This is a genomic window from Streptomyces silvae, assembly GCF_016745505.1.
Taxonomy (GTDB): Bacteria; Actinomycetota; Actinomycetes; order Streptomycetales; family Streptomycetaceae; genus Streptomyces; species Streptomyces silvae.
In genome coordinates this window covers 12347-38774 of the sequence record NZ_JAERUC010000080.1, presented here as the reverse complement: position 1 = coordinate 38774, position 26428 = coordinate 12347, and the positions used below count along the sequence as shown (strand labels likewise).

At 70.0% G+C, this 26428-nt stretch carries 23 protein-coding genes and 1 riboswitch; of the genes, 13 read left to right on the top strand and 10 right to left on the bottom strand.

Annotated elements, in window-relative coordinates; translation table 11 throughout:
• Nucleotides 1–6: 6 nt before the first annotated feature.
• From JKV81_RS10785 to JKV81_RS10775, 3 genes are all read right to left on the bottom strand, one after another.
• Nucleotides 7–1302, bottom strand: coding sequence for a hypothetical protein (locus tag JKV81_RS10785; protein ID WP_129261283.1), 1296 nt, complete (start codon nucleotides 1300–1302; stop codon nucleotides 7–9).
• 96 nt (nucleotides 1303–1398) lie between these two features.
• Nucleotides 1399–2793, bottom strand: a complete 1395-nt coding sequence (locus JKV81_RS10780; RefSeq protein WP_129261281.1) for a uracil-xanthine permease family protein — start codon at nucleotides 2791–2793, stop codon at nucleotides 1399–1401.
• A 152-nt stretch (nucleotides 2794–2945) separates the two neighbouring features.
• Nucleotides 2946–4175: an MFS transporter gene (locus JKV81_RS10775; RefSeq protein ID WP_202075542.1), complete on the bottom strand. Its 1230-nt coding sequence runs from the start codon at nucleotides 4173–4175 to the stop codon at nucleotides 2946–2948.
• Nucleotides 4176–4319: 144 nt separating this feature from the next.
• Between JKV81_RS10775 and JKV81_RS10770 the strand changes: the two genes are divergently transcribed.
• The gene (locus JKV81_RS10770; RefSeq protein WP_202075540.1) at nucleotides 4320–5519 is read left to right on the top strand and encodes an ROK family transcriptional regulator; all 1200 of its coding nucleotides are present in this window, start codon (nucleotides 4320–4322) and stop codon (nucleotides 5517–5519) included.
• A gap of 362 nt (nucleotides 5520–5881) precedes the next feature.
• Here JKV81_RS10770 and JKV81_RS10765 read toward each other — a convergent pair whose 3' ends face one another.
• The 6 genes from JKV81_RS10765 to JKV81_RS10740 form a co-directional block, all read right to left on the bottom strand.
• Nucleotides 5882–6163, bottom strand: a complete 282-nt coding sequence (locus tag JKV81_RS10765; RefSeq protein WP_129261275.1) for a hypothetical protein — start codon at nucleotides 6161–6163, stop codon at nucleotides 5882–5884.
• A 29-nt stretch (nucleotides 6164–6192) separates the two neighbouring features.
• Nucleotides 6193–10884, bottom strand: coding sequence for a putative T7SS-secreted protein (locus JKV81_RS10760; protein ID WP_202075538.1), 4692 nt, complete (start codon nucleotides 10882–10884; stop codon nucleotides 6193–6195).
• Nucleotides 10884–11531: a hypothetical protein gene (locus JKV81_RS10755; RefSeq protein ID WP_202075537.1), complete on the bottom strand. Its 648-nt coding sequence runs from the start codon at nucleotides 11529–11531 to the stop codon at nucleotides 10884–10886. The genes JKV81_RS10760 and JKV81_RS10755 overlap by 1 nt, the downstream gene beginning before the upstream one ends.
• Nucleotides 11528–12019: an SseB family protein gene (locus tag JKV81_RS10750; RefSeq protein ID WP_202075536.1), complete on the bottom strand. Its 492-nt coding sequence runs from the start codon at nucleotides 12017–12019 to the stop codon at nucleotides 11528–11530. The genes JKV81_RS10755 and JKV81_RS10750 overlap by 4 nt, the downstream gene beginning before the upstream one ends.
• A 48-nt stretch (nucleotides 12020–12067) precedes the next feature.
• Complete coding sequence (locus JKV81_RS10745; RefSeq protein WP_202075531.1) at nucleotides 12068–12562, bottom strand: ATP-binding protein; 495 nt, start codon at nucleotides 12560–12562, stop codon at nucleotides 12068–12070.
• 114 nt (nucleotides 12563–12676) lie between these two features.
• Complete coding sequence (locus JKV81_RS10740; protein ID WP_202075529.1) at nucleotides 12677–13651, bottom strand: MarR family transcriptional regulator; 975 nt, start codon at nucleotides 13649–13651, stop codon at nucleotides 12677–12679.
• Between the two features lie 527 nt (nucleotides 13652–14178).
• Between JKV81_RS10740 and JKV81_RS10735 the strand changes: the two genes are divergently transcribed.
• From JKV81_RS10735 to JKV81_RS10680, 12 genes are all read left to right on the top strand, one after another.
• Nucleotides 14179–15045: a helix-turn-helix domain-containing protein gene (locus JKV81_RS10735; RefSeq protein WP_202075527.1), complete on the top strand. Its 867-nt coding sequence runs from the start codon at nucleotides 14179–14181 to the stop codon at nucleotides 15043–15045.
• Nucleotides 15042–15242 carry a DUF397 domain-containing protein gene (locus JKV81_RS10730; protein ID WP_202075525.1) on the top strand — a complete coding sequence of 67 codons (201 nt, stop codon included), beginning with the start codon at nucleotides 15042–15044 and terminating at the stop codon, nucleotides 15240–15242. The genes JKV81_RS10735 and JKV81_RS10730 overlap by 4 nt, the downstream gene beginning before the upstream one ends.
• Before the next feature lie 157 nt (nucleotides 15243–15399).
• Nucleotides 15400–15530, top strand: a riboswitch (FMN riboswitch).
• A 163-nt stretch (nucleotides 15531–15693) separates the two neighbouring features.
• Nucleotides 15694–16794: a bifunctional diaminohydroxyphosphoribosylaminopyrimidine deaminase/5-amino-6-(5-phosphoribosylamino)uracil reductase RibD gene (gene ribD / locus JKV81_RS10725; protein ID WP_202075523.1), complete on the top strand. Its 1101-nt coding sequence runs from the start codon at nucleotides 15694–15696 to the stop codon at nucleotides 16792–16794.
• Nucleotides 16795–17415: a riboflavin synthase gene (locus JKV81_RS10720; protein WP_202075522.1), complete on the top strand. Its 621-nt coding sequence runs from the start codon at nucleotides 16795–16797 to the stop codon at nucleotides 17413–17415.
• Nucleotides 17412–18056, top strand: coding sequence for a nicotinamide mononucleotide transporter family protein (locus JKV81_RS10715; protein WP_099176922.1), 645 nt, complete (start codon nucleotides 17412–17414; stop codon nucleotides 18054–18056). The genes JKV81_RS10720 and JKV81_RS10715 overlap by 4 nt, the downstream gene beginning before the upstream one ends.
• A complete protein-coding gene (locus JKV81_RS10710; protein WP_124279780.1) occupies nucleotides 18053–19339 on the top strand; it encodes a bifunctional 3,4-dihydroxy-2-butanone-4-phosphate synthase/GTP cyclohydrolase II in 1287 nt (428 codons plus the stop codon). The genes JKV81_RS10715 and JKV81_RS10710 overlap by 4 nt, the downstream gene beginning before the upstream one ends.
• Nucleotides 19340–19376: 37 nt before the next feature.
• The gene (gene ribH, locus JKV81_RS10705; protein ID WP_099176924.1) at nucleotides 19377–19862 is read left to right on the top strand and encodes a 6,7-dimethyl-8-ribityllumazine synthase; all 486 of its coding nucleotides are present in this window, start codon (nucleotides 19377–19379) and stop codon (nucleotides 19860–19862) included.
• A 35-nt stretch (nucleotides 19863–19897) separates the two neighbouring features.
• A complete protein-coding gene (locus JKV81_RS10700; protein ID WP_031097852.1) occupies nucleotides 19898–20170 on the top strand; it encodes a phosphoribosyl-ATP diphosphatase in 273 nt (90 codons plus the stop codon).
• A gap of 51 nt (nucleotides 20171–20221) precedes the next feature.
• Complete coding sequence (gene hisG, locus JKV81_RS10695) at nucleotides 20222–21070, top strand: ATP phosphoribosyltransferase (RefSeq protein WP_099176925.1); 849 nt, start codon at nucleotides 20222–20224, stop codon at nucleotides 21068–21070.
• A gap of 41 nt (nucleotides 21071–21111) precedes the next feature.
• Nucleotides 21112–21591 (top strand): PH domain-containing protein, encoded by a 480-nt coding sequence (locus tag JKV81_RS10690; RefSeq protein WP_124279781.1) that lies wholly within the window; start codon nucleotides 21112–21114, stop codon nucleotides 21589–21591.
• Between the two features lie 186 nt (nucleotides 21592–21777).
• Entirely contained in the window at nucleotides 21778–23163 is a 1386-nt protein-coding gene (locus JKV81_RS10685) for a hemolysin family protein (protein ID WP_202075521.1), read from the top strand.
• On the top strand, nucleotides 23160–24245 hold the full coding sequence (locus tag JKV81_RS10680) for a hemolysin family protein (RefSeq protein WP_124279783.1): 1086 nt from the start codon (nucleotides 23160–23162) through the stop codon (nucleotides 24243–24245). Before JKV81_RS10685 ends, JKV81_RS10680 begins: the two co-directional genes overlap by 4 nt.
• 45 nt (nucleotides 24246–24290) lie before the next feature.
• Here the strand turns inward: JKV81_RS10680 and JKV81_RS10675 are convergent, their stop codons facing one another.
• Entirely contained in the window at nucleotides 24291–26195 is a 1905-nt protein-coding gene (locus JKV81_RS10675) for an AAA family ATPase (RefSeq protein WP_236056232.1), read from the bottom strand.
• Nucleotides 26196–26428: the final 233 nt, after the last annotated feature.

Here is a 26428-nt window from a genome sequence, read left to right as displayed (position 1 = left end):
TTGCGATCAGTCCCGCGGCGGCTGGGCCGGCTGGTCCTCCGACCCGCCCGCACGGGCGCGGCTCCGACGGGCGTACGCCGCCTGGGCCGCCGCCCGCAGCCGTACGTAGAAGGGGTTGTCCTGGCTGATCTGCCACATGTGCAGGTAGATCAGCATCTGGTTGAGCACGGTGTCGTACTCGACCAGGGTGCCGGAGGCGTTTCCGGCCGCCTTGCCCCAGCCGACGAGGCGCTCCTTCTGTGCGGCGGTGATCTTGCGCGCCTTCTCGAAGGAGCTCGCGTACTGCTCCAGCTTCTCCGGCTGGGCACCGTAGACCAGTTTCTCCTCCAGCATGTCCCGCTGGAAGTCGTCGAACTCGCCGTTTCCGGCCAGGGCCGCCTTCAGATCGGCGAGCGTCTGCTGACGCTCCGTCGCCAGCGCCGCGACCTCCTGGTCGGTCGCTCCGGACCGCACCAGCTCCATCACAGGGCTGCTGCCGAACGCCTGATGTGCCGCGACATGGGTCAGCTCATGGGCGATGTGTCCCAGCAGGAAGGAGGTGCCGCCCCTGACCTGGGTGTCGACGTTGAAGGTGAACGCCGGGGCGTCCTCGGGGGCGGCCGGGTCGAGCTTCATGCCGGCCCTGCCACCCTGTGGGTACTGCATCACGGTCACCAGCGGAACCACAGCCATCAGCTCCCCGATGACCGACCGCGTCTCCTCGGGCAGCGTCTCGTCCTCGCGCAGCGCCCCCAGCTTCTGGACGAAGTCCCCCATCATCGCGTGGAACCTGCCCGCGGGGAGGGACTGGGACGCCTTGAGGGCTTCGCCGGCGGGATCGCGGAGGTCGAGGCCCGGGTGTTTCCCCTCCTCCATCGTCCGGTCGATCACGGTCAGCAGGTCTCGGAAGACCGCCTCGGCGTCCAACTGCCCCTGCGCCGCCTGGGCCTGCTCGCCGAGCCGCCGCGTGCCCCCGACCCGTGAGCCCGCGCCGCCCTTGTGGGCGACGTAGTCGCCGCACGCCCTGACGATGTCCTTGAGGGCGAGCAGCCTGGCTCCCTGTCTGGCATCCGGCAGCGCGTAGAACGCCGCGAGCGCCCTGTCCACCTCGGTGATCTCGGAACGGCCGCGCCGTGCGGTGCCCCCCGTGCCCTGCTTGAACTCGTCCTCGTTCATCATCCGGGACACCGTGACCATGTGAGTGACGACCGCGTTGCCGGCGGACCCCTGGAACGCCCCCGGGGTGCGCGGGCCACGGCTGCTCCTGGCAGGCGTCACATGCGGTGTGTCGTGCGTCTGCCCGGCTGCTTCATGGGTACGCATGGGCCAAAGTTACCGTCCCGGACCGAGGCCACGGGGGTTCCGGCGGAAATGCCGGAGGAGAGCCTCCGCCCCCCTGGCCCGGAGCAGGCACCCCCGTCAGGAAGCGTCGGCCGGGGGCTCCTCGTCGTACTGGGACGTCCCCGAGTCGAGCAGGGGCTCCTGCGTCTTCAGGTGCGCCGGGGCGAACGCCCGCAGCGCGTGGTAGCCGGTGATCACGACGAGCGTGCCGAGGGCGATACCGCTCAGCTCGAAGTTGTCGGTGATCTTCAGGCTGACACCACCGACGCCGATGATGATGCCCGCGGCGGCCGGCACGAGGTTGAGCGGGTTGCGCAGGTCGACCTTGGCGTTCAGCCAGATCTGGGCGCCCAGCAGGCCGATCATGCCGTAGAGGATGACGGTGATCCCGCCCAGCACCCCGCCGGGGATCGCTGCGACGACCGCGCCGAACTTGGGGCAGAGGCCGAAGAGCAGCGCGAAGAAGGCGGCGGCCCAGTACGCGGCGGTGGAGTAGACCCGGGTCGCCGCCATCACGCCGATGTTCTCGGAGTACGTCGTGTTGGGCGGGCCGCCGACGGCCGTGGACAGCATCGAGGCGGCGCCGTCCGCGGCAATGGCCGTGCCCAGCTTGTCGTCGAGCGAGTCGCCGGTCATCTCCCCGACGGCCTTCACATGGCCGGCGTTCTCGGCGATCAGGGCGATGACGACCGGTAGCGCGACCAGGATCGCGGACCACTCGAAGCTCGGCGCGTGGAAGGACGGCAGCCCGATCCAGTCCGCGTCCGCCACGGCCGACAGGTCAAGACGCCAGTGGTCGACCGCCTCGGCGCCGCCGGCCGGGGAGTGGATCTTCCCGAAGACCAGGTCGAGCACCCAGGACAGGACATAGCCGAAGACGAGCCCGAGGAAGATCGCGATACGGGAGAAGAACCCGCGCAGGCACACCACGGCGAGCCCGGTGAACAGCATCACCAGCAGCGCCGTCCACTGGTCCTGGGGCCAGTACGTCGACGCGGTGACGGGCGCCAGGTTGAAGCCGATCAGCATCACGACGGCACCGGTCACCACCGGCGGCATCGCCGCGTGGATGATCCGCGCGCCGAACCGCTGCACCACGAGCCCCATCAGGAACAGCACGGCACCGACCACCAGGACCGCGCCCGTGACCGTGGCACTGGTGCCGCCGCTGGCCCGGATGGTGGCCGCCACACCCACGAAGGAGAGCGAGCACCCCAGATAGCTGGGCACCCGGCCCTTCGTCGCCAGCAGGAAGATGGCGGTCGCGACACCGGACATCATGATGGCGAGGTTCGGATCGAGGCCCATCAGGACGGGCGCCACGAAGGACGCGCCGAACATCGCCACCACGTGCTGGGCGCCGAGCCCGAACGTACGGGGCCAGGAGAGCCGCTCGTCGGGGCGTACGACAGCCCCCGGTGCGGGGGTCTTCCCGTCGCCGTGCAAGGTCCAGCGCACGCCGAGGCCGCCCATGGTCGCTCCCTGATTGGTGTGTGCGGTGCGCCCTGGGGGTCCACCCGCGGAAAAAGATCAGAGCCATGGTAGTGCCGCGGCGGTCCGCTTCCGCGCGCGGCCCTGCCCGCCGGAACCAATCGTTCCGACCGAGGTGCCCCCGAGGGGCGAGGTCAGCCCTCCGCCGGGCTGCCGGCCGGCGCCTGCTGCGGGGCACCGCTCTCCGCGACCTTGCGGTCGCCCGCCCGCAGCACACCCGCGCCCAGGACCAGCCCGAACGCCAGCACCGTGACCAGGCCGAAGGACGCGAGCAGCGAGGTCGCCTCCGCCAGCGAGCCGATCGCGGAGGGGGCGATGAGCCCGGAGGTGTACGTGATGGTGGCCACGCCCGCGATGGCCCGGCTCGGGTTCGAGCCGGTGCGCCCGGCGGCGGCGAACGCCAGCGGGACGACGACCGCCACACCCAGGCCCATCAGCCCGAAGCCGCAGAGCGCGAGCGCGGGGCCGGGGGCCAGGACCACGAGCAGCCCGCCGGCCGTGGCCAGGAAGCCTCCGACGCGTACGGTCCGTACCGACCCGAAGCGGTCGACGACCTTGTCGCCGGCGATCCGGGCGATGGCCATCATCAGGGCGAAGGCCGTGGTCGACGCCGCGGCGAGCCCGGCGGAGCTGCCCATGATGTCCCTGAGGTAGACCGCCGACCAGTCCATGCTGGCCCCCTCCGCGAACACCGCGCAGAAGCCCACCGCGCCGATGACCAGCGCCGACTTCGGCGGCAGGGTGAAGCGCGGCGGCGCCTCCTCGTCGGGCAGGCTGCGCAGGTCCAGGACGCCCTGGCAGGCGATCAGGCCGATCGCGGTGAGCACCAGCGCGGCCAGGGTGTGGTGGAGCCGGGCGTCGGCCCCGATGTGTGCCGCGACCGTGCCCGCGGCCGAACCGATCAGGGCGCCCACGCTCCACCAGCCGTGCAGCCCGGACATGATCGACCTGTTGAGCCGGTTCTCCACCTCGACGCCCAGCGCGTTCATCGCCACGTCGGACATGCCCGCGGCTGCCCCGTACACGAACAGGGCCGCGCAGAGGGTGAGCAGATTCGGCGAGAGCGCCGGCAGGATCAGCGCGAGCGTCCACATCGCCAGCAGGACGCGCAGGGCCGTCCGGGCCCCGAAGCGGTGGCTGACGCTGCCGGCCAGCGGCATGGCCAGCGAGGCGCCGATGGCGGGGAAGGCGAGCGCGAGACCGAGCTGGCCCGCGCTCACCGAGGCATGGTCCTGGATCCAGGGGACCCGGGTGGCGAAGCTGCCGGTCACCGCCCCGTGCACGGCGAAGACCGCGGCGACCGCGTATCTGGCCCTGCTGATCTGCCCCATGCCGAAGACCGGGACCGCTGGTTCCTGTGTCATACGCCGTGCCCTCCCCTGAGAATTCCGGCCCGCCGGTGTCCCCGGCGCCGCCTCACGCGGTGCGGGCCGTAAACTATCAGGAACCCTGCCTGATAAATAACCCTCACGGCGCCCGGCCCCTCATCGATCTGGAAGGATCCCGGCATGCCCGCATCTCCGAGCACCGCCCGGGCCATCAACGACCGGCTCGCCCTGCGACACCTCCAGCAGGACGGCCCGCTGACGGCCACGCAGCTGAAGACCTTGACCGGCCTGTCCCGTCCCACGGTCGCCGACCTCGTGGAACGCCTCCAGGACGCCGGCCTGGTCCGGGTCGTGGGGGAGAGCGGCTCGGACCGGCGGGGCCCCAACGCCCGGCTGTACGGGATCGTCGCCGACCGCGCGCACCTCGCCGCCCTCGACGTACGGACGGACAGCGTCGCCGTGGTCGTCGCGGATCTGCTCGGCGTCACGCTCGCCGAGGCCACCCTGCCGATCGGCAGCGACACCGGGACGCGGCCGGCCGTCGAGCGCGCCGTGGCGATGCTGGAGCGCACCGCCCGCACCGCGGGCACGGCCCCGCTGCACAGCGTCGGCATCGGTGCTCCCGGCCTGATCGACCCCGTCACCGGCGAACTCAGGGACACCGCCGGTCTGCCCGCCTGGCACGGGGGCCTGGTCAGGGAACTCCAGCAGCGCCTCTCCGCCACCGTCCTCGTGGAGAACGAGACCAACCTCGCAGCCGTGGCGGAACACCGCGTCGGAGCCGCCCAGGACCGCGACACCTTCGTGCTGCTCTGGCTCGGCCACGGCATCGGCGCCGCCGTCATGCTCGACGGGAAGCTGCGGCGCGGCGCCTCGGGCGGAGCGGGGGAGATCGGCTTCATGCCGGTGCCCGGCACCCCGGGCGTCCCGTCGGCGGTCAACTGTGACGGGGGCTTTCACTCCCTGGTGGGCTCGGCCGCCGTCTGCGAACTGGCCGCGGAACACGGCATCGCGGCGCGGGACGCGACGGCGGACGCCGCTCAGGAGCAGGACCCCGCCGCGGCGTTCGCCGTCCGGACCGCCCTGCGGGCCGGCGGCACGGCCGGTGAGGCGTTCCTCTCCGAACTGGCCGACCGCCTGGCCCTGGGAGCCGCCTCCGTGGTCTCCGTCCTGGACCCCGGCTGCCTGGTCCTGGCGGGCGAGGTGGGCCGAGCCGGCGGCGACGCACTCGCCGCGCGGGTGGAGGAGCGACTGGCCCGGATGTCACCGCTGCGTACGGAGGTCAGAGCAGGGACGCTGGGCGGCGGCGCGGTCCTGAGCGGCGCCCTGTTCGCGGCCCGCGAGGCGGCGCAGGACGTGCTGTTCGGCGCGGGGGGATGAGCGAGGGGCCTGGCTGGGTGGTGGACCCGTTCAGGTCAGGCCCGGGACGGCTCCTCAGCTCGGGTACCCGACGGCCCCCGCCTCCACCAGGAAATGGCTCGCCTCGCCCCACCACGACACGTACAGACTGTCCCGCGCGCGGGTGCAGGCGACCAACAGCAGACAGCGTTCCGGTGGGCTTGGATTCTTGGCCCTCCTGTTGTCGGTTCAGGCGAGACATAGGGGCTCGCCTGAACCCTGCGCGAGCGGGATCCGGGGTAGCGGCCACGAACAGAACGACCTCTGCGATGTCCTTGAGAGGGGGTTCTGTAAATCGAAATCGGTTACGTATCTACCCTCAGTTCAGGAGGAATGGAGGAATTTTATTCGCTAGCCGACTCGCCGAGCCACTTGGCGAGGAGATCTGTGAACTCTTCATCCGAGATGGCGTTAGTGCTGGGATTGAACCCTTGCCAGGCGAGCGCTCGCTGGAGGACGTCTATCGGAATTCCGAATGCGCTGCTAAAAACGGCGACGAAGGAAACCGGGCCGAATGCAGGGCCAAGGGTGTCCTTTGCCAAGGTTCCAAGCTCTGTCGCCCCCGATCCTTGGCGGTGAGCCGTCCGAAGGGTGTTCGCGGCCTGCTGTATGAACTCGTTACTCATGAATTTTCCGTGCCTCTTTCTTTGGGTGGCTAGGGTAGAGGTGGTTTGAATATTACACCGACGTGACTGTAATCTCCGTGTGGGCCCCTCAGTTCGACGATGTCGACTTCTGTGAAGCCGTGGCGCGCGGCCATTTTTCCGGTGAATGTGGATCGTGCTGCAGATTCAAGGGCTTGCATGTCACCGGGGGAGGAGTTCCGTGCGGCAGAATTGAAGGAGTCCAAATTGTCTCGCAGGGTCCCTCCGTTCTGCCAGTACCCCTTGACGCCTTGCACATCATCTCCGAAATTTCTTATGGCGTTATCGAACATCGCTGAACCGCGCGGGGTGTCTGGCCCCTTCTCGATAACCAGACTCATGATGCCCTGGGAGTCCAACTCCGCCACAATTCCCTTCCCGCTGGGGTAGACATCCATGTACGGACAGGGTGCGAGCCCGAGCGGATCGATCCATGCGTGTGGGTTGCGCACGTACGCGACCGGATTGGGCGAGGCTTCCAAGCCGAGCGGGTCTGCGGTCAGGTACCGGGCTGTCGTGGGGTCGTAGTGGCGGAAGTAGTTGTAGTGCAGGCCCGTTTCGGGGTCGAAGTACTGCCCTGGGAAGCGTAGTGGCGTGTAGGTGGTGCTGTTCGCGGCCCAGGTGGTCATACCCCATAGCGTGCTCCGCGTGCGCCATGCGATCCGGCCCTCTTCGTCGACGAGTTCGCTGGGTGTGCCCGCCAAATCTGTGACGATGGCGAAAAACCGCGAGTCTATTTCTTCCTGCGGGGTATCGGCGGCGGTGATGCGTTCCCTTTGTGCCACGGGCCGCAGGCCTTGGTGGTCCCAGGTGAGAGTGACCGGGTGGGGCAGCTCGGTGGATGTGGTGGTCTGTTCGCACAAGGTCGTGTCGTCCCAGGTGAACTCCACCTGTTCGACGATGGTTTCTCCGTCCTTTCCCACACGGTGTTTCGCGGTGCGGCGCCCCAGCGGATCGTACGTATAGCGCCAGTGGGTGCCGTCTGGGGTGACAACCGAGGTGAGGCGGTCCTCGGCGTCCCACTCATAGCGCCAGGTATCTGGTTTACGGGACAGGCGGGTCTTCTGCCGGAGGGTGACGCGCCCGAGGGCGTCGTGCTCGTAGCGGACATTGCCGGCACGGATGATGCGGGTTCCCACGTAGGTGCGAGGGCCCGCGGCCTCCTGTTCGGGGTGGCCCGGTGGCCAGGCCGCCTGGGTTTGGTTGTCTGCCTCGTCGTAGGCGTAAGACTCGGTCCAGTTGGCCGCGTGCACTGCCGTCACCCGGCCGACCACGTCGAGGTCGAAGCGGCGGGAGCCGGATAGGCGGTCGAGGACACCGAGGAGATGACCGTCGGCGCGGTAGCTATACGTCCGCTGCTGAATCAGGCTGCCGCCCTCTCCCACCACCGCCTGGGTGCTGAGGCGGCCCAGGGCATCGAAGGTTTGCTGCTGGGTCAGCGTCTCACCGATGTGGCGTGTGACCTCGCGGCCGGCCTCGTCGTAGGCGATGTCGATGGTCCAGTCGGCGGCTAGCATGCCGATGCGCCGGCCAGCTGGGTCGTACGACCATGTCGTCGTCGCGCCGGACGGTGTCCTACGGCCCGTGCGACGCCCGAGCTCGTCGTACCAATAGGCCATGACGCGGCCGTCGATCGCCTCCTCGCGCACTCGGCCGAATCGATCCCGTAGCACCGTGAGTGTGCTGCCGCTTGGTCCGGTGGCCTGCGCTACCTGGTCGGTCAGATCGTAAGCGTAGGTAGTGACCTCACCAGTCGCGTCCTTGCGGACTACCTGGCCCAGCTCGTTCCGCTCGAGCCGAACCATCCGGCCCAGGGCGTTGGTGCGGGAAACCAGCCTGCCCGCTGCGTCGTGGGTGTAGGTCAGAGAGCGGTTGTCGAAGTCGGTCTCGGATGTCAGGCGACCGGCCGCGTCATACCTATAACTCCATGTCATACCCTGCGCATTGACAACCTTCGTCAGCCGCAGTGCGGTGTCGTGCTCGAACTCGTGGCGAACCCCGGCCGCGTCGGTGCGAGCAGCGAGCAGATCAAAGTGGGTGTACTCGAACTGGCTGACCGCACCCATGGGATTGGTGTGGCTGGTGCAGTTACCCTCACCGTCATACGTCCACGACTCGCTCGCGCCGTCCGGCGCTGTACGGCGGGACAGCCTGCCTTCCACCGTCCATTCCAGGTGAATTGTGGCACCGGTCGGGTCGGTGATGGCGATGGGACAGCCGAAGGCATCGCGCTCGTAGCGGGTCACCGCGCCCAGCGGGTCAGCGATCGCCGAGGGCAGCCCGGTCCGGTCGCAGGCCACGCGGACGGTGTGACCGAGCGGCTTGGTCACGAGCGTCAGGTTTCCCGCCTCGTCGTACGCGAAGCGACTGGTCAAGCCGGCGGAATCGGTCACCGAAGTGCGGTTGCCGCGCTCGTCGTAGGTCTGTCGGGTGATTGTCCCGTCCGCACCCTTGACGCGCACCGGTAGCCCGAGGGCGTTGTATTCGGCGGTCATGTCTCGCCCGTCCGGTCGGACCACCGATGTGAGACGGCCGTGCTCGTCGTACGCGGATCGGATGACGTGTCCGAGCGGGTCCGTGACTGACAGGAGCCGGTGGTAGCGGTCGTGCTCGTAGCGGGTAACCGCGCCGAGCGCGTTGATCTCGGCGACGACCTGGGCGCGGTCGTTGACCACGTAGCGCGTGGTGTGGCCGAGGCCGTCCGTCATCGACGTCATGCGCAGACCGGTGTCGGGGTCGGTGTCGTCCCAGGTGAAGTGGGCTTCGAGGTGGCCGTTGGTGCCGGCCTGGTAGACGCAGCGGTCGTGTTCGTCGTAGACGTACTCGTACTGGCTGCCGTTGGTGTCCGTCCACGCAGTGATGCGGCCCAGTTCGTCGCAGTCGAAGCGCAGGGGTTTGCCCGACGAGTTGGTGACAGTGGTGAGGTGGCCGTCGGTGTAGCCGTAGCGGTGAATCTCCTGATCGGTGCCGTCGGGGGCGGCGCCTGCCAGGTGCAGGGCGGTGACCCTGCCTTCGCGCGTGGTGAGTTTCAGGTGGTAGCCGCCGTGGTGCACGATCGACGTCGGAGCGCCCGCCTCGTCGTACTCGAAGGCGATCCAGCGGCCGTTACGGTCGTCGATCTGGGCCAGGAGCGCCAGCTCCCCGGTGGGCTGGTCGACGAAGTGCCTGACCTGGCCTGTCTCGGGGTCGGTGATGGTGTAGCCGTCGGCAACCCGGTCCAGGGGCCAGCGCCGGCCGTGGGTGGGCATGACGGGGACGCCAGGGGCCGGGTGCGGATAGGCGAGCAGGCTGCCTTCGTTGCAGCTGAACACCACGCCTTCCGCATCGATCTCCAGGCGTTGGTCGACCGTGCTCGACCAGCCGGAACCGAACCAGCGGCCGGCGCGGTGCGAGGAGTCGAAGACGCGCTCGAAGACGAGTGGCAGTGAGCCCGGCAGCACGATGTCCGTCTGCGGAAGCAGCATGCGCCCGGTGGCGACATCAACGGGGTCTCCGGCGCACTTGACCTTGCTGCACTGCTGCCCGTTGGAGTCGGGATTGCGCTCGTGGCCTTGGCGATGAGTACCGTTCGGGCGTTTGGGCAGGTCCTTCATCCCGGCCCGTAGACCGCTCTTGATCAGGCCGCCGCCCTTGGTGCCGATGAGCTCGGGGACGAGCCGGCCGATGAATTCGGAGGGGTCTCCCTTGGCTGCGTCCCAGGCGTTCTTCAGCGCGCGGTCGGGGTTGGCGACGGTGGACGTGAGGCCGGCGAGCGTCATGTTGACGCCCTTGTAGTACTCGGCCGGGTGCGTCAGGTTGTACGGGTCCTGGGGATTGACCGACCGGACGAAGTTCACCAGTCCCGCCGTGCCCTTGATGACACCACCGCCGAAGTGGGCCAGCTCCATCCCCTGGCCGACCCCGTAGTCGATCAGTTCCTGCTTCGCCCGGTCCATGCCGGTCGGTTCCTTCGGGGCGTGCGCCATCGCGGCGGTGATCGCACCCTTCGCTGTCTCGGCAGCGTCGTCACGTGCCTGCCGGGCACGTTGCAGGATCTCCTGCGCGTGCCGCCGTTTGGCTGCGCCCGGGTCGGAGAACGTTCCCGGGTGCGGAAGCGGATGGTCGGTGTTGCGGACCGCGTTGTATGCCTCCGCCTTCTCCTTGAAAGCGGCAGCCGCAGTTTCGTAGTCCCGCTTGCCCTCCTTGTAGAGAGCGATAGCCTCACCGGCCTTCGATTGCGCGCTGGTAATCGTCCCCGCGTACGTCTCCAACGCCTTGGCCGCGTCCTCGAACGCGTCCGCCGCGCGCACCCAGTCGGTGGGCAGGGTCTGGAACTTGGCGCGAAACGCGTCGGCGGCCTCGCCCTTCCAATGGCCGGAGTCGAGCTTCTTCATCCCGCCGCCGACGAGATCGAACGCCTTCTGGAAGTCGCGGAGGTTCTTCACCGTCGCGCTGATCTTCTCCGGACGTCCATGGATCAGCTCATCGGCTTCCTCGGTCTGACCGAGCTGCTGCTCCCCGACGTTCGCACCCAGCGAGGACGCGGTCTCATCGCCCCAGTCCTCGACCTTGTCCGCCCACTCGTCGGCACCGACCTTCTCCAGGCCCGAACCCAGCACATCGGTGCCCTTGTCGATGCCGGTGCCGACGATCTCCTTGCCCTTGTCGACAAGATTGCCCGCACCGTCGTAAAGGGCGTCGCCCCACTTCCCCCAGTCCGGCATCAGCGACTCTCCCCCCACCGCGGCTCCTCGGCCTGATCGAGGACCTCCTGGGAGGGATCGAGCTGCTCCTTCAGCCGCTCATCCGTCGCGTCCCGCACCGTCGGATCGAGTATCCCGTTGCGCTCCATCGAGTCGAGCAAGGCGTCGTCCACGTCGTACGCGGTGTCCTTCCAGGTCTGCTTGACCTCGGCCTGGGCGGCATCCCACGACTCGCGGCTGTAGTCCGGGTTGTCGTAGGCGGACTGGGTGCTGATCGTGTCCCAGCTCATCCCCTTGACCTCGTCCTCCGACGCATGCGGGTTGCCGTTCAGGGAGTTCACGCCGATCTTGATCGAGTCCTTGACGTACTGCTCCTGCTCCGCGTACGAACCCGCTGACAGACCGACGCCGAGTGCGAAGCCGTTGCCCTTCTGCGTCAGGGCACGGACACCCCACTCCCACCGGTTGCAGAACGTCTCGAACTCCGACGTCAGCCCGCCGTGCCCCAGCTCCAGCCCCGACAGCGCGAGATCCGAGAACCCCCGGCCCACCGACGCCTCACCGATGAACCCGAGCTCCTTCAACTCCGCATGCGCCAGGTTGATCCCCTTCGCGATCTCCGCCAACGCCTCCGGCGGCACCTGAAGATCCGCGTTCTCCCCGCTCACTGCATCCCCCCGAGATCAACCGCGACCGCATCCGGCACGATGCCCGCCACCGGCGGGAACAACATGCCGTCCGCACTGCCCGCATCCAGCGCCACTCCCGCCGGCCCCGGCAGCAACGGCACCATCACATCCAGCAACCGCGCACCCAGAACGGCCTGATACGTCCACTCCCGCCCGGCATCCCCACGGGCCAGCGCGAACCGGGCCAACGCCGCCTCGTCCGAGAAGGCACAGATCCAGCGCACGCCGTTCTGCTGCGCCGACCACAGATCGCCGGCTTCGTCCAGCGGCACCAGCACTGCCGTCCGCCGGAACTCACCCAGCAGCACTGCAAACTCGCGGCGCGCCGTACGCAACTGGTCCCGTTCGGCCTCCACCGACGTCGCAGCGGGCGCCCGCTCGGGAGGCGGTTCCGAAAGATCATCCAGGTCCGCGAGTCGTGATCGCCTGCGCTGCTGCTCCGGTATCCCGTCCCCGCCCGTGGTCATGCGAAGGATCATCACACGCACGGATTTTCGAGTGCAACGTGACTTCGCCTACTGGCTGGATCCTGCTGCATCGACGACGGGGGACACGTCCAGGACCGCCCACACCGTCTTGCCCGGGCCGTCCGCGCAGGGATACCAGCCCCACCGATCGGCCAGGGCGGCGACCAACAGGAGGCCCCGGCCGCCCTCCTGGTCGGGCGAGGCCGAGTCGTTGGGGGCGGGGAGGCGCTCGCCCCGGGTGTCGGTGACCTCGATGCGGATGGCCGTGCCTTCGGCGGAGAGGCGGAGGCGGAAGTCCCGGCCGGACACGTGACCATGGCGCACCGCATTGCTGCTGAGCTCGGCGACGGTCAGCAGCAACGCATCGTGCGCGTCACTCCCGTACGGAATGCCCCAGGCGTCGAGACGTTCACCGGCCAGACGCCGGGCGAGACGAGCGCCCCGCGGCGTGGAACTGAAACGCAACGTGAAGTGGTGCCAGGTGAATTGAGCGTACGGGGCGCGCGTCGGTCGTACGGGGAGTAGCGGCTGCTTGTCGGTCATTCCTCCACACTGGCGCGCAATGACTGAACGTGACCAGGGGTTACTCGCTGTCGCGGCCTGGATGTACGTGGAGACGGAGGGGTCTGTACGCGGGAGGGGCAGGCTGGAACGGGGTCAGGGCAGGCGGGTCAGGTCGCGCAGCTCTTCCACCAGTGCGTGGACGTCGCGTTCCGCAGGGGGAGTGGCGGGCGTCTCCGGCGGTGTGGCCCGGCAGGCGCGGCAGAGGCCGTCGGGGAGTGCTTCGGGAGCGCCGGGGCGGCCGCATTCGGTGCACTCCGCGAGGAGGCGGCGCTTCGGCGTGACCGTCGTGGTGGGGGTCGGGCCGCTGGCCACGAGCGGCGGCAGTTTGTCGGTGAGGCGGCGGCGTACGAGGCCCACGGGGGAGCCGACCTGCGCGGGGAGGCCTGCGGTGAGCGCCTGGGTGAGGTAGTCGGTATCCACGCCGCGTGCGAACCAGCTGGCAGCCAAGGGCTCCAAGGTGCGGCAGTCGGCTGCGGAGAGTGCCAGGCGCGTGTCCCGGCGGCCGAGTTGGGCCAGGGCGAGGTACGCGGGGGAGGAGGCGGTCGGGGGCGTCGCCTGTGTGCGCTGCTCGGGCACGACGTGTGGTGCGGACGCGGGGGGTGTCGGGGCCGGGGCCTCTGCGTCGGCTTTCGGGGGAGCGGGTGCCGCTTCCGGTGTGGGGCGGCTGCCCTGGGTGGTCAGGAACGTGTCCCACCACTCGTTGTCGCGGGCGGTACGCGACCAGTAGGTGCGGGATACCCAGCGGACCTGGTCGCCTTCGCCGGCCAGGCACCGTACGCGTCGCAGATGTCCGGCCACTCCGAGTGCCTTCAACGCGCTGGAGACGGCCATCTGGCCGTACAACGGGAGGCTCTTGGCGAGCGACTTGATGTCCATGGCCGCGCCGTCCGGGAGCCGGTCGACGTATCCGGCGATGTGCCGTTCGCGCTCCGGCATCAGCGCGAAGTCGTCCGGCCGGGGCGCGCGTTGGCCTGTTGCAGTGCGCTTGCCGTAGCCGGGGCGGGCTTTCGCGTACGGGCGCGAGGATGCGGGTGCGCGAAGGGCGGAGCTAAGGTGCTCGGTAGCCACGAGATCGTCTTCCGTTCGATCTTGAGGTGAGACCCCGGCCTGGTGTTTGCGCACCGCGTCGGGGTCGACTCGTCGGTGGCACCGTAAGCAGGCGTGACGGTGCGCCGCAAGCTGATCACATTTAGTCATACCGGCTGGCTGTGACGGGGTAGGGAGGGTGGGGAGGTTTTCCCAAACCCTTCTTTCACCTACCGGGTGAACAACATCGCTCGGGTCTCGAAGTCCGCATCCCGGCTCCCGAATCCCGAAGCTCAAGCGTCGGGCCCGCGCCCGTGATCATGTCCTCCCAACGAGTGAACGACCCGTTTCCGGCGCTCGAAGCTCGGCTCACGGGTGTCGAGCGTCGGGCCACTCCTTCGATGGAACGCGGCGGGAACGGTGTGCGTGCGAACACGCGGGTCGTTACGGTGCCCGAGTGGGACGAGCCGGAGCGGGCGCTGCCGTCGGGAACCTCGAAGGCCCTTTCTTCGCAGGCTGGTTGTACGCGATGGGCTGAGGCGTGTACGTACATGGGACAGGCGGTGGCGATGACGCAGGACGAGGCGGCCATGGATGCGGGGGCGGTGGCCTCGCCGGGAACGCAGCCTGAGGGCAAGTCGGAGAACGGCGTGGCGGTCGCCTTCGGGCGCCAGTTGAAGCTGCTGCGGGTGCGGGCGGGGCTGGACCGGTCGGAGTTCGGGAAGAGGCTGGGGTACGCGGCACAGTCGGTGGCCTCCTTCGAGCAGGGGCGGCGCATTCCGCAGCCGGAGTTCGTCGACAAGGCGGACCGGTTGCTGGAGGCCGGTGGGCTGCTGATGGCCCTGAAGGAGGAGCTGGCGCGGTCGCAGTACCCGGCGTTCTTCCGGGACGCCGCGCGGCTGGAGGCTGAGGCGCTGGAACTCTTCCTCTACGCGGTGAGCGCGGTACCTGGACTTCTGCAAACCGAGGAGTACACCCGTGCCCTCCTTGCGATGCGTCGGCCGCTGCTTGATCAAGACACCATCGAGCAACGCGTGTTGTCTCGCATTGCGCGGCAGGAGGTATTCAACCGTTGGCCTGCTCCCCTGACGAGCTTCGTGATCGAGGAAGCTGTACTGCGGAGGCCGTTCGGTGGGAGGGCGGTGCTGCGGGGCGTGCTGGAGCAGATTCTGCTTGTGGGGCGTCAGCGAAGCGTCGAGATCCAGGTCATGCCGACGGTTCGCGAGGACTATGCCGGACTGGATGGGCCGTTCACCTTGATCACGCGAAGGAGCGGCGAGCAGCTCGCGTACTTGGAGGTGCAGGGGCGCAGCATCCTGTTGACCGATCGCGACGAGGTGCGCTCCGTGGCGGCGCGCTATGGGATCATCCGTTCGCAGGCTCTGACTCCACAGGAGTCTCTGGTGTTCATCGAGAAGTTGCTGGGAGAGCTATGAAGACCACCGATGCTCCTGTCGCCCAGGAGCTGGTTTGGTTCAAGAGCAGCTACAGCGGGGCCGAGGGCGGCGAGTGCATCGAGGTCGCCTCCGTGGCCAGGCATGTGTACATCCGGGACTCGAAGCAGCCGGACGGCCCCATGCTGACCGTCGGCGTCCGGGCATGGGCGGGATTCCTGGGGCTGGCCGCGAACTGAGCCACCCGTACGGAGCGCCCCCGCGCCCCGCGAGGGAGCCGTCAGGCCTGGACCTGGTGACCGTTCGCCCTGCCGCACCCACGCTCTGTGACCCGTCCCACAGAAGTCACCCGGATGGACCGTTGACCGCCGTGGCACAATGACCGTGTACCAGCAGCAGCGCACTCCGGGGTCGGTGTAATTCCGAACCGGCGGTTATAGTCCGCGACCCGTCCGCATCCAGCGGCCGGTTGACCAGGTGAGATTCCTGGACCGACGGTGAAAGTCCGGATGGGAGGCAGTGCGCGGCGGGTTGTCACAGGTACGCCGCCGTCGGCGGACGTGGGTTTCCGGGATGCTCCGGAGTGCCACGTCCGTGCAGCCGATTTCCGGCGTTCCCCTGTTGCGGTCCGCTTCATCTGTCGTCATCGACAGGCCCCGGAGTCCGTGCCCGAAGAGGCAGGAGGACCCGGTGGCCACCGCAGCCGAAAGAACCGCCATGCGGCGGGCGATCACGCTCGCAGCCCGCGGACTCGGCGCCACCAGCCCGAATCCGGTCGTCGGATGCGTCATCCTCGACGCCGCCGGGGAACAGGCCGGCGAAGGCTTCCACCAGCGCGCCGGCGGGCCGCACGCCGAGATCCACGCCCTCCGCGCGGCCGGCGAGCGGGCCCGGGGCGGCACCGCCCTCGTCACCCTCGAACCCTGTAACCACACCGGACGCACCGGACCCTGTGCCCAGGCACTCGTCGAGGCCGGCGTCCGGCGTGTCGTGTACGCGGTGAGCGACCCGAACCCGCAGGCCACCGGCGGTGCCGACACCCTGCGCGCCGCCGGCGTCCAGGTGGAGCAGGGCCTCCTCGCCGACGAGGCGGAGGCCGGCAACACCGCCTGGCTCACCTCGGTCCGCCTCGGCCGTCCGTACGTCCTGTGGAAGTACGCCGCGACCCTGGACGGCCGGATCGCCGCCGCCGACGCGACCAGCCGCTGGATCACCTCGCCCGAGGCCCGCGCCGACGTCCACCGGCTGCGCGCCGAGGCCGACGCCGTGGTGGTCGGCTCCGGCACCGCCCGTACCGACGACCCCCAGCTGGGCGTGCGGGGCGTCGAGGGTGCCGTGCAGCCCCTCCGGGTGGTCGTCGACACCGGCGCCACCGCCGTCCGGCCCGGGGCCCGGGTCCTCGACGGGTCCGCGCCCACCCTGATCGCGGTCGCCGACGACGCCGAGGCCGGACACCTCCCCGAGGACGCCGTGCTGCGCCTGCCGCGCGCCGCCACCGGGCCCGGCCTGGACATCGGCGCGCTGCTCGCCGCCCTCCACACCCGGGGCGTCCGTTCCGTACTCCTCGAAGGCGGGCCGACCCTGGCCGGGGCCTTCGTCGCCGCGGGAGCGGTCGACACCGTCGTCGGCTATCTCGCCCCGGTCCTCCTCGGCGCGGGCCCCGCAGCCCTCGCCGACGCCGGAATCTCCACCATCTCCCAGGCGTTGCGCCTCGATGTGACCGAGACCGTCCGTATCGGCCCCGATCTGCGCATCACCGCCGTCCCCGTTCCTGCTCGGAAGGGAAACTGAGTGTTCACCGGAATTGTCGAAGAACTGGGTGAGGTCACCGCCGTCGAGAAGCTCGACGACGCCTCCCGCTTCCGACTGCGCGGCCCCGTCGTGACCGAGGGCACCAAACACGGCGACTCCATCGCCGTCAACGGCGTCTGCCTCACCGTCGTGGACCTCGGGGACGACGAGTTCACCGCCGACGTCATGGCCGAGACGCTGGACCGCTCCAGCCTCGGCGCGCTGGCCGCCGGCTCCCGGGTCAACCTGGAGCGCCCCATGGCGCTCGGCGGCCGCCTCGGCGGGCACATCGTCCAGGGGCACGTCGACGGCACGGGCCGCATCGTCGAGCGCCGGGTCTCCGAGAACTGGGAGATCGTCAAGATCTCCCTCCCCGACGGGCTGGCCCGTTACGTCGTGGAGAAGGGCTCGATCACGGTCGACGGAGTGAGCCTGACCGTCGTCGACGCGGCCTCCGACCACTTCACCATCAGCCTCATCCCCACCACCCTCGCGCTGACCACGCTCGGCATCAAGGAGCCCGGCGACCCGGTCAACCTCGAGGTGGACGTCCTCGCGAAGTACGTCGAACGGCTGCTCGGCCACGGCGTCGCGCCGCACTCGGGGGAGCCGGTCGCATGAGCACCCTGGACTGGCTGAACTCGGAGGCGTTCACCGCCTTCGGGCAGCACATCATCTGGTCGGACATGCTCGGAAACACGATCGGCCTGATAGCCCTCGCCCTCGGCTGGCTCCGCTCGGTCTGGACCTGGCCCGCCCAGCTCCTGTCCGGCGTCGTCCTGGTCGCCGCGAACGTCTCCGTCCAGCAGGCGGGCAGCGTCGGCAAGCAGCTGATCGTCATCGCCGTCGCCGTCTGGGGCTGGCAGCAGTGGACGCGCGGCAGGCAGCAGGCCCAGGACGGCTCCATCGCCGTACGCTTCGCCACCTGGCGCGAGCGCGGGTACCTGCTGGGCGGCGCCGTCGTCGGCACCCTCGCGGTCGGCGGGCTCTTCACCGCCTTCCCCTCGCTCTCCTGGAGCCCGTGGGCGGACGCGTACATCTTCGCCGGCACGCTCGTCGCGATGCTGGCCCAGGCCCGCGGCATGGTCGAGTTCTGGTTCGCCTGGCTGCTCGTCGACCTCGTCGGCGTACCGCTCAACTTCCACAGCGGACTCGCCTTCTCCGGTCTCATCTACGTCGTCTACGGCGCCCTCGTCCTGTGGGGCATGCGCGACTGGTGGCTGCGTACGCGGACACCCGCTCTGGAAGGAGCCACGGCATGACTGCCCAGCCCACCTGGTTGCACGACCGCACCCTCGAGGACCTCTCGCTCGACCCCGTCGAACAGGCCATCCGCGACATCGCCGCCGGACGGCCCGTCGTGGTCGTCGACGACGAGGACCGGGAGAACGAGGGCGACCTCGTCATCGCCGCGGAGAAGGCGACCCCCGAGATCGTCGCGTTCATGATGAGCGAGTGCCGCGGTCTGATCTGCGCGCCCATGGAGACCGACGAGCTCGACCGCCTCGAACTCCCGCAGATGGTCGCGCACAACACCGAGTCCATGAAGACGGCCTTCACCGTCTCCGTCGACGCCTCCGCGGCCCACGGGGTGACCACCGGGATCTCCGCCGCCGACCGCGCCACCACGCTCCGGATGCTGGCGGGCGGCCACGCGGAGCCCGGCGACTTCGTGCGCCCCGGCCACGTCTTCCCGCTCCGCGCCCGCTCCGGCGGTGTCCTCGTCCGCAACGGCCACACCGAGGCGGCCGTCGACCTGGCCAGGCTCGCCGGGCTGCGTCCCGCCGGCGCCATCGTGGAGATCGCCGGCGAGGACGGGGTGATGCTGCGGCTGCCCGAGCTCGTCCCGTTCGCCCGCAAGCACGGCCTCACGATCATCTCCATCGAGGACCTGATCGCCTACCGCCGCAGCGCCGAGCCCACCGTGCGCCGCGAGGCCGAGGTCCGGCTGCCCACCAGCTTCGGCCCGTTCACCGCGTACGGCTACCGCTCGCTCGTCGACGGCGTCGAGCACGTCGCCCTCGTCCACGGCGACATCGGTGACGGCCAGGACGTCCTCGTCCGGGTCCACTCCGAATGCCTCACCGGTGACATCTTCCAGTCCCAGCGCTGCGACTGCGGGCCCCAGCTGCACACCTCCATGGAGCGCATCACGGCCGAGGGCCGCGGGGTCGTCGTCTATCTGCGCGGCCACGAGGGCCGGGGCATCGGCCTGCTGTCCAAGCTGCGCGCGTACGAACTCCAGGAGCGCGGCTCCGACACCCTGGACGCCAACCTCGAACTCGGGCTGCCCGCCGACGCCCGGGACTACGCGGCCGGTGCCCAGATCCTGAGCGACCTCGGCGTGCAGACCCTCCGTCTGATGACCAACAACCCGGACAAGACCGCCGCGCTCGTACGGCACGGGCTCGACGTCACCGGGCGTGAACCCATGCCCGTCCAGGCCGGCGAGCACAACCTGCGGTACCTGCGCACCAAGCGGGACCGGATGGGACACGACCTGCCCTGGCTCGACGCCACGGCGTCCGCCTGCGGCAACCAGTAACCACGCACACACGCACACGCGAACACACAGGAGAGACATGAGCGGCAAGGGCGCACCCGAACTGTCCGTACGCAACTGCGGAGACCTGCGGGTGGCGGTGATCGCGGCCCAGTGGCACGAGAAGGTCATGGACGGGCTCGTCGACGGGGCCCTGCGCGCCCTGCACGACCTGGGCATCGACGAGCCGACATTGCTGCGGGTCCCCGGCAGCTTCGAGCTCCCGGTGGTGGCCAAGGTGCTCGCCGGCCGCGGCTACGACGCGATCGTGGCCCTCGGGGTGATCATCCGCGGCGGCACCCCGCACTTCGAATACGTGTCCCAGGGCGTGACCAACGGCCTCACCCAGGTCACGGTCGATACCGGCGTCCCCGTCGGATTCGGCGTGCTCACCTGTGACGACGAGGCGCAGGCCCTGGACCGGGCCGGGCTCGAAGGCTCCAACGAGGACAAGGGGCACGAAGCGGTCACCGCGGCCGTGGCGACCGCCGCCACCCTGCGCACCGTCAGCGAACCCTGGCGCTGAGCAGCCCTCCGGCACCCCGTATTCTAAGGACCATCATGGCCAACAAAACCTTCGAAGAGCTCTTCGCCGAGCTCCAGCTCAAGGCCGCCGACGGCGACCCCTCCACCTCCCGCACCGCCGAGCTGGTGGACAAGGGCGTGCATGCCATCGGCAAGAAGGTCGTCGAGGAGGCCGCCGAAGTCTGGATGGCCGCCGAGTACGAGGGCAAGGAAGCCGCCGCCGAGGAGATCTCGCAGCTGCTCTACCACGTCCAGGTGATGATGGTCGCCCGCGGGATCTCCCTCGACGACGTCTACGCCCACCTCTGAGCCACCCCCGCACGTCCCGGAACTCCCTCCGCACAAAGGAAACCTGACCTCATGCTGCGCATCGCCGTCCCCAACAAGGGTGCAATCTCCGGGCCTGCGATGGCGATGCTCCATGAGGCGGGCTACCGGCAGCGCAAGGAGTCGAAGGAACTCGTCCTGGTCGACCCGACCAACGAGGTGGAGTTCTTCTACCTGCGGCCGCGCGACATCGCGATCTACGTCAGCTCCGGCCGGCTGGACATCGGCATCACCGGCCGCGATCTGCTGCTGGACTCCGGGGCCGAGGCCGAGGAGATCCTCCAGCTCGGCTTCGCGCGCTCGACCTTCCGTTACGCCACCAAGCCCGGCACGGCCACCGGCCCCAAGGACTTCGACGGCATGACGATCGCCACGTCCTACGAGGGCATCGTGGCGAAGCACCTCGCCGAGGAGGGCGTCGACGCCTCCGTCGTCCACCTCGACGGTGCCGTGGAGACGGCCATCGAGCTCGGCGTCGCGCAGATCATCGCCGATGTCGTCGAGACCGGCACCAGCCTGCGCAACGCGGGCCTGGAGGTCATCGGCGAGCCGATCATGACGTCGGAAGCCGTCGTGATCCGCCGCACGGGCGCCGACGCCGAGGACCCCAAGGTGCAGCAGTTCCTGCGCCGCCTCCAGGGCGTCCTGGTCGCCCGTTCGTACGTGATGATGGACTACGACTGCCGGGTCGAGCACCTGGAGCGCGCCGTCGCCCTCACCCCGGGCCTGGAGTCGCCGACGATCTCCCCGCTGCACCACGAGGGCTGGGTCGCCGTCCGCTCCATGGTCGCCTCCAAGGAGGCCCAGCGGATCATGGACGACCTGTACGAGCTGGGTGCCCGCGCCATCCTCACGACGGCCATCCACGCCTGCCGCCTCTGACGGCCGGACCCCACCGCACACCGAAGGACGACTGCGCCACCATGTCCGACCCCGCGCCCAGGCCGCCCGGACTCCCCGCTCTCCCGGCCACCTTCAGGCCCACCCTCACCCGGGTGGTCCTGCTGGCCGTCGGGGCGGCGATGTTCGTCGTCATCACCACGATCGCCCTGGTCCTGGAGAACCTCAGCGCGGGGGAGCGGACCAGCTTCGTCTTCGTCGCCCTGCTCTTCCTCGCCGTCCTCGCCCTGCTCAGCAGGCCCCACGTCACCGCCGACGAGACGGGGGTCACGGTCGTCAACATCACCCGTACCCGACGACTCGCCTGGGCGGAGATCCTCCGCGTCAATCTGCGCGCCGGAGACCCCTGGGTGTTCCTCGATCTCAGCGACGGCACCAGCATGCCCGCGCTCGGCATCCAGCCCGGAATCGCCAGGGCACGGGCCGTCAGCGACGCCCGCACCCTCCGCGCACTCGCCGAGTTCCACGGCAGCGGAGTGAACGACGCCACTGAGAACGGCTGAGCCCACTGCCCCGTTCGCCCCGATCCCGATTATTCTGGATCCGGTGGCGCACCGGGTGCGCCCCGCCCCGCACCAGAAGGCCCTCGGGCCGCGGGGCACTTTCCTGCGACCCAAGGAGTGACTCCCTCCAGCAATGGACGGATCGTCCGGTAGTACCTGCGCCGCCCCCTCCCCGGAGGCGGCGGCATGACCACCCCCCTGTTGCTGCTCCTCGCGGCATTCCTTCTCATCCTCGCCAACGGCTTCTTCGTGGCGGCCGAATTCGGTCTCGTCACGGTGGACCGGCCGGACGCCGAGCGCGCCGCCGCCGAAGGCGACCGCCGGGCCCGTACCGTCGTCGCCGCCCTGCGCGAACTCTCCTTCCAGCTCTCCGGCACCCAGCTGGGCATCACGATCACCTCGCTGGTCGTCGGCATGCTCGCCGAACCGGCGCTCGCCCAGCTGCTCGCCGGACCGCTCACCGCCACCGGGATGCCCGAAGGGGCCGTCCCCGGGGTGAGCGTCGTGATCGGCATGCTGTTCGCCTCCGCCGTCCAGATGGTGATCGGCGAGCTCGTACCGAAGAACTGGGCGGTCTCCCGGCCGCTCCAGGTCGCCCAGTTCGTCGCCGGACCGCAGCACCGCTTCTCCACCCTCCTGCGGCCGGTGATCACCGCTCTGAACACGGTCGCCAACCGGCTGGTCAGGCTGCTGGGGGTCGAGCCCACCGACGAGCTCGCCTCCGCCAGGACCCCGGGCGAGCTGGTCTCCCTGGCCCGGCACTCCGCCGAGGCAGGCACCCTCGAACAGGACACCGCCGACCTCTTCGTACGGACGCTGTCGCTCGCCGGGCTCACCGCCCAGCACGTCATGACCCCGCGCGTGAAGGTCAGCGCCCTGCAGTCCTCCGCCACCGCGGCGGACGTCCTCAACCTCACACGGGCCACGGGTCTGTCCCGCTTCCCCGTCTACCGGGACCGCATCGACGAGGTCGTCGGCATGGTCCACCTCAAGAACGCCCTGGCCGTCCCCTCCCAGGACCGGCTGCGCACCCCGGTGAGCCGGATCGCCGTGGCACCGCTCCTGGTGCCCGAGACCCTGCCCGTCGAGCAGCTGCTCAAGCGGCTGCGCAGCGAGCAGCCGATAGCCGTCGTGGTCGACGAGTACGGCGGCACCGCCGGTGTCGTCACCCTCGAGGACATCATCGAGGAGCTCGTCGGCGAGGTCAGGGACGAGCACGACGCGGAGGGCGCCGACCGCCCCGAGCTGACGCCCGTCGTCGCCGAGGACGGCCGGGCCGGCTGGGACGTGGAGGGCAGCACCAGGGTCCTGACCCTGCGGCGGATAGGCCTCGATGTACCCGAGGGACCGTACGAGACCGTGGCCGGACTGGTCGCCGATCTGCTGGGGCGCATCCCCGCCCCCGGTGACCGGGCCGAACTGCCCGACTGGCGGATCTCCGTCCGCCAGGTCGGCCACTACCGGGCCGAGAAGGTCCGCTTCGTCCGGCTGACCGACACACCAGCCACCCCGGCGGGACGGCCGGACCGGCCGGAGCACCTCACCCAGGACCTGCTGGAGGCCTTGCGATGAGCCTCGTACAGCTGCTCTTCGCAGGTCTCCTCGTCCTGGCGAACGGCTTCTTCGTCGGCGCCGAGTTCGCGCTCGTCTCCGTACGGCGCAGCCAGGTCGAGCCCCTCGCGGCAGACGGGTCGAGCCGGGCCAGACAGGTCCTGTACGGCCTGGAGAACCTGCCGCAGATGATGGCCGCCGCACAGTTCGGCATCACCGTCTGCTCCCTCACCCTGGGCGCGGTCGCGGAGCCGACCGTCGCCCATCTGCTGGAGCCCGTCTTCCACGCGGCGCACGTGCCCGACGGGCTCGTCCACCCGCTCGGCTTCGCGGTGGCCCTGGTCTCGGTGGTCTTCCTCCACCTCGTCATCGGCGAGATGGTCCCGAAGAACCTGGCGATGGCCGCACCCGAGAAGACCGCGATGTGGCTCAGCCCCGGCCTGGTCGGCTTCGCCCGGCTCTGCCGGCCCGTGACCTCCGCGCTCGGCGCCTGCGCCAGGCTCGTCCTGCGGCTCTTCAAGGTCGAGCCCAAGGACGAGGTCGAGGCCGTCTTCACCAGTGAGCAGCTCAACCGGCTGGTGGAGGACGCCGGCATGGCCGGTCTGCTGGAACCGGAGGCGCAGGAACGCCTCGGGGACGCCCTCGAACTGGGCAGCAGGCCCGTCACCGACGTCCTGCTCGACCGTGCGTCCCTGGTGACGGTGGACCCCTCCGTCACCCCGCGCCGCATCGAGGAGCTGACCGTGCGGACCGGCTACTCGCGTTTCCCGGTCTGCGCCGAGGGCGGCGGCCCGTTCATGGGCTATCTGCACGTCAAGGACGTCCTGGAGCTGGAGGACGGCGAGCGGGCCGTCCCGCAGCAGATCTGGCGCCCGATGGCCACCGTACGGGCGGAGCTCCCCCTGGACGACGCCCTGACGGTCATGCGCCGCGCGGCCACGCATCTCGCCCAGGTCGCCGACGCGTCGGGCAAGGTGCTCGGGCTGGTCGCCATGGAGGACGTCCTGGAGATGCTCGTGGGCGAGGTCCGCGACCCCGCCCACCGTGTCTCGGTGCCCCGCCGCACGGTGGAGGCGCCGAAGGCCATGGCCCCGCTGGGCTGATCACCGCCGCCGGGCGGTCCCTCCGGGGTCCGCCCGGCGGCGCGCTCAGAGCGCGCCGGGCTCCTGCTTCCCCCGGTCCACAGGACCCCGCCCCGACAGCACCTCGCCGTACGCCTGCATCAGGTCCGGCAGGCGCAGCGTGGCCAGATCGTCCCTGGTCGGCGCGGCGGTGTAACCCGACAGCCGCAGGTCACGATAGGCGCAGCTCTTCTCGTACAGGGTGCGCAGGAACCGGCCGTTGCCCAGCTCGTCGATCCAGCCCTGGTCGACCACGTGCCCGCTGATGCTGCGCAGCTCGTCGAGCGACTCCTCGTCCCACACGTCGCCGTTCTCGGCGGCCAGCACCCCGCCGATCGCGGTGAGTTCGAGGGGGCGGTAGCTCGGGAAGTCGACCCGGGTCGTGAAGCGCGAGGAGAGCCCCGGGTTGGTGGAGAGCAGCCGGCCCATGCCCTCCGGATAGCCGGCGAGGATGACCACCAGATGGTCCCTGTTGTCCTCGGCGCGCTTGAGGAGGACCTGAAGGGCCTCGTCCCCGTACGCGTCTCCCTTGCTGTAACCGGAGTTGGAGAGGCTGTACGCCTCGTCCACGAACAGCACCCCGCCGAGCGCCGAATCGATCAGCTCGTTGGCCTTCACCGCGGTCTGCCCGAGGAACTCGCCGACCAGGTCGGACCGTTGGGCCTCCACCAGGTGGTCGCCGCCGAGGAGACCGAGGGCGTAGAAGACCCGGCCCAGGATCCGGGCGACCGTCGTCTTGCCCGTGCCGGACGGTCCGGAGAAGACGAAATGGCGCTTCGGCGGCTGCACCGGCAGCCCCTGCTCCGCGCGCAGGCGCGCCATGTTCAGCTGTGCGGACAGGGCCTTGACCTGGCGTTTCACCGGTTCGAGACCGACCATGCGCTCCAGCTCCGCGAGCGCCTCGGCGAGCATCGCCGGGTCGCTCGGCCCCGCGGGGAAGGCGGCGGCCCGGGGCGCCCCCGGCTTCTCCCGCGCTCCACCGCCGGCCCCGGACGGGGGCGCCACGGCCCCGGGCATGACCTGCGGGTCGCCGCCGAGCCAGGGCTCACGGCCGTCGACCAGGTCGGTGGTGAGCCCCAGGTCGGCGTCCGTCTGCGCCTCCGTACCCGAGCCGTCCGCGCCGAAGCCGGCCAGCGAGACTGCGGCGAGGTCGCCGGCCTCGTCGTAGCCGTCGCCCTCGGAGATCGCCGCGAGTCTGGCCGAGGTGTCCATGAAGGCCGGGTCCACGCGGTGCACCGCGCGGTAGAGCGGCAGGGCCGCCGCGCTCCGGCCGGTGCCCTCATGGGCACGCGCCAGCCAGTAGCGCAGCTCCTTGCGCTGCGGCTGCTCGCTGCGGCAGCGCATCAGCGCGGCGGACAGCAGGGGCTCCGCCTGCCCGTACATCTCCAGGCGCACCCGGGCCATGCCGCCGAAGAGCCCCGCCTCGATGCCGAGCAGCGGATCGTCGATGAGCTGCTCCGTGGTGCGGACGAGCTGGTCCCAGTCCTTCACCAGATAGGAGCGGCAGGCGTGCAGGAAGCGGACCTGGGGATCGGTGTCGACGGGCGGCAGACCCGCCAGCGCCCTGTCCAGCTCCGGCACATGGCGGCCGTCCAGCCAGTGCGAGGCGTGCGCGAGGAGCAGATCGCGCGGGCTCTCCAGCACCGGCTGCACCCACCACCCCAGCCAGTACCACGAGTTGAGCGTACGGCGGTGGCGGGCGCGCTGCTCGCCGAAGCGGTCGCGGTGGCGGTACATGCGTAACAGCGCCGTGGTGGTGTCGATCCGCAGCGCGTGCAGCCCCAGCCAGCCGTCCGCCATGCCGGGGTCGAACCGCACCGCCGTTCTGAACTCCTCCTCGGCCTGCGGGTACGCCCCCATGGTGTAGGCGTCCACCCCCCGCAGCCAGGCAAGGTCGGCCGGGGCCTGTGTGCCCGGCGTGCCGATGTCCATCAGGTCCCCCACAAACCGTGCCCCCAGAATGTCCCGCCCGCACAGCATGCCCAGCTCGGCACGGCTAATCACCGCGCCGGGGACGGGAATTGACCACACCCGCGACGCATCGTACCTGCACAGGGAGTGAGCGGTTAAGTACGTAACCGGCGCTTCGTCCGCGGTGACCGAGGGTGAGTGGAGGGGCCGGGCCGGCGGGGGTGCGAGGGCAGAACGAAGCCCCCGATCACGGG